The sequence below is a fragment of the Rhodococcus sp. EPR-147 genome (genome assembly GCF_001647185.1).
Classification (GTDB): Bacteria; Actinomycetota; Actinomycetes; order Mycobacteriales; family Mycobacteriaceae; genus Rhodococcoides.
Map to the genome: position 1 here is coordinate 1 of NZ_LVCU01000204.1, position 3183 is coordinate 3183.

The following is a 3183-nucleotide window of genomic DNA, read 5'->3' on the forward strand; positions in this document are numbered from 1 at the left end:
ATGTCTTGCTCGTCGGCTTCGGCGGCGGCAAGCACCTCGAATATGTCGATCTGGCCTGCGGTCTCGGCCATCACCGCACGCCCAGCTCGGGGCGGGTGATGGACTGCACGGCGAGGGAGAGTCGTACGTCGCTGGCGTCGACGACGACGGGGTGGGTGCGGCTGTACCAGGCACCGGGTGCGTCGAGGAGGGCGGTGACCTCGACGCGGCCTGCGGGTGCGGTGCGGTAGCCGAGAATGTCAATGATCGTTCCGTCGAACTGGGTGTCGAGCGAAATCAGTTTCATTCCAACTCCTTTGAGGCGGCGGCGCGCGGGCGCGGTGAGGGTGGTGGTCATGAGTACTCCCAAGGTCGGGCGGAGAAGGGCTTCAGCGACGACGGTCGCGGGCCGTGCGCAGGCGCTCAGGACGGCAAGGTCTGGCAGTCGGCGCATTCCCAGCGCCCGGCGGTCGAGGTGCAGGTCCGTCGCTCTTCACAGAGCCAGCAGATCTGGTTGCGCTTGCGGGTCGACACCTGCTGCGCGGCAGCCACGGTGGCGGCCTGTGCGCGGTACTGGTCGCGGGTGCTCGCGTCGCGGGCAGCGAGGTCGGCGCGGACCTGCTCTGGGTCGAGGTCAGGTCCATCGGTTCGCACGGTCAGCATGTCCCCGAAAGCCACGCGACAGGACTGGCACACGTCGCCCGGCGTAACGACTGGAGCGCCACAACCCGGCAAAGCGCAGTCATCGAACAGCGTTGACTGCCAGTCACATTGGTCTGATTCGGTGCGTGTCGTGGCCATGCCCCAACCTTACAGTCTCACCCTGTAAGGTGCAAGACATGGAGTCAGAATCCTTACAGTCGGAGCCTGTAAGGTCAGGGCATCAACCACTGCAACCCCAGGAAGCACCCGATGTCCGACGAACTCACCACCGCCGACGTGCTGGCACTGATCGAAGACAAGACCGGCAAGGCCATATCGACCAAGACATGGTCCTCGTACGTCGCACGCGGACAGGCCCCCAAACCGGCCCGCCACCTCTCCCGCACCCCGCTGTACGCGCGGGGCGACATCGAGCAGTGGATCACCGAACGGCCAGGGAGCGGTGCACGAACCGACCTCCGACCGTGACGAGCGAACCCACCGACCCCTCGATCGTCAACATCTCTTGACGAACAGGAAGGGCCCCGGCCATCGGGCGATGGTCGGGGCCCTTCCTTTTGTTGCGGTTCGATCAGGCGTCGTCCTCGACGGCTACGTAGGCGGCGTCGACGGTGATGTTGCCGATCGCGGCCTGTTCCACCGGGGTCAGGGCGTGGCCGCTGTCGGCGAGGAAGGTCAGGTAGCTGTCGATGCCGACCATGCCCCGGTAGTGCTTGACGGAGAAGCGCCAGTAGTCCTTGGCGTCCTGGGGGCCGGTGAGTCGGGCCTCGAACGCGGTGAGCACGCGGGCGAGCAGCAGCACCTCGGCGCGAGCGGGCGTGGCAGCGGTGGCCTTGCGGTCGACCTCGTGCAGCGGTGAGCCCATGATCTCGGCGTACCGCTCCGAGCACTTTGATTCGGTGAACACATCACCGTGCGTGGCCAGGGTGGTCACCATCCACTTGGTGGCGTTCTTCGGCGCGGCCTTGCCCGACAGAAGCCCGGTGAGGAACGCGCGCCGGGCTTCGGTCGCGGTCGCTCCGGCGCGGTTGAGGGCCTTGACCTTTCGGCGCTCTGCACGTTCGGTCTCGATGCGTTCGGCCTCGGCGCGGGCCGCTTTACGCTGTGCCGGGGTCAGCCCGTCCTCGGTGTCGCCATCCTCTGCGGTGGCGATTTTCCTGGGGGCGAGTTCGAGACCGGACGCCGCGCGGTGGTCCCGGTGCAGGAAGAATTCGTATCCCCAGGTGGGTACTTTCTCGACCGTGTCGGCGTGCCGTAGCTCGCCGTAGCGTTCTACGTCGTCGTCCTCGGTGTCGAAGTCGATGTCGTCTTCGGCGACTTCCTCACGGGTGGTCTTGTCAACCCGGATGTCGCCGGTCTCGTGGACGTAGACGTGCCACAGGTGCGGTGCCTGCTCGGGTGCATCGGCCGGGACCGCATTGCCAGCGGCGGTGCGGAGGTCATCGAGGGAGAACCACTCCCCCTCGCTGGTGGACGGTTCATCGTGAAGCAACGTGAAGCCGCGTGCGACATGGGCGGCGGCGGCAACTCGCGTGGCGGATCGTTCGTCGACTCGACGTTTGATGGTCGAGAGGCGGTTCTCGATGCCTAATCCGATCTCGAAGACCTTCTCGACGGCGTCGGTAACCCACGGCTCTGCCTCGACTGCTTCTTCGAGGTCCGCGATCAGAGCGGCAGCATTGAGCGTCAGCTGGCTCTGGTCGAGCCGCTGGCGGGCGCGCTCCGATCGTCCTGCGCGACCGGCCTTCTCGACATACTCCTTCGGGACATGCAGTTGCGCGCTGACCTTGCGGACACTCAGGCCCAGATCGAGCAGGCCCGTGACGGCGGCAGCGCGTTGCCCCCTGGTGAGGTCTTCGCGCTGATCGTTGGACACGACCTGCTCGGTGATGCGTTCGATCCCTGCGGCCTTCTCGTCTGCGTTCTGCTCACGCACCAGCACCGGGATGAAGGAAAGGCCGGCTTCTCGGGCCGCGAGAGTGCGGCGCTGCCCGTCGTGGACAGCGAGGGTTCCGTCGGCACGGCGGACCGCCGAGACGGCCTGCAGGACGCCGTGAGCGGCGATAGAGGCAACGAACTCCGAATCCTCGGTGATGTCGACGCCATCGCGGACGTTGGCGGCGATGTCGAGTTCGTTCGGGTCGGCGGCGACGAGGGTGTAGCCGGTCGAGGTCGGTGCCGATTGTGCAGCCGTGGCGGTGGTCATGATGGCGGTCTCCCTGGTTAGTGTGTGCAGGTGAGGCACCGGGCAGATATCAGCTGCCCGATGCCCGTTCGCAGGTGAAGGGTCGAGCGAGGGTCAGCGGTCGGCCGTCTTCGCGATGGGTAGTTCCCAGATCGGGTCTTCTGCACAGGGGTCACTGATATCGACCCAGCGACCGGTGACCTCGTATCCGCGACGGCCGAGCAGCATCTGCGCCATGTCCGGTGTCCAGGCCATCGGTGCGTGCTCCTCGATGCCGGTCACGTCGATGTACTCGACCTCGATGCCGCCCCGTCGGATGGACACTCCCAGGCCGTGTTCGGGGCGTTCGTCGCCGT

At 66.4% G+C, this 3183-nt stretch carries 5 protein-coding genes; 1 reads left to right on the plus strand and 4 read right to left on the minus strand.

Going from position 1 to position 3183, the window contains the following annotated elements; all coding sequences use genetic code 11:
• Positions 1-70 precede the first annotated feature (70 nt).
• Both A2J02_RS10025 and A2J02_RS10030 read right to left on the minus strand, forming a co-directional pair.
• Positions 71-286 carry a hypothetical protein gene (locus A2J02_RS10025; RefSeq protein WP_141215009.1) on the minus strand — a complete coding sequence of 72 codons (216 nt, stop codon included), beginning with the start codon at positions 284-286 and terminating at the stop codon, positions 71-73.
• Positions 287-402: 116 nt separating this feature from the next.
• Entirely contained in the window at positions 403-657 is a 255-nt protein-coding gene (locus A2J02_RS10030) for a hypothetical protein (protein ID WP_231893741.1), read from the minus strand.
• Positions 658-891: 234 nt separating this feature from the next.
• On the opposite strand from A2J02_RS10030, the gene A2J02_RS10035 reads away from it, so the two are divergent.
• Positions 892-1110 carry a helix-turn-helix transcriptional regulator gene (locus A2J02_RS10035; protein ID WP_068049714.1) on the plus strand — a complete coding sequence of 73 codons (219 nt, stop codon included), beginning with the start codon at positions 892-894 and terminating at the stop codon, positions 1108-1110.
• A gap of 103 nt (positions 1111-1213) precedes the next feature.
• On the opposite strand, the gene A2J02_RS10040 is transcribed toward A2J02_RS10035, so the two are convergent.
• Both A2J02_RS10040 and A2J02_RS28220 read right to left on the minus strand, forming a co-directional pair.
• Positions 1214-2848: a ParB/RepB/Spo0J family partition protein gene (locus A2J02_RS10040; protein WP_068049716.1), complete on the minus strand. Its 1635-nt coding sequence runs from the start codon at positions 2846-2848 to the stop codon at positions 1214-1216.
• A 93-nt stretch (positions 2849-2941) separates the two neighbouring features.
• Positions 2942-3183 (minus strand): hypothetical protein (locus tag A2J02_RS28220; RefSeq protein ID WP_197477992.1); only part of this gene is annotated, 242 nt, incomplete at its 5' end.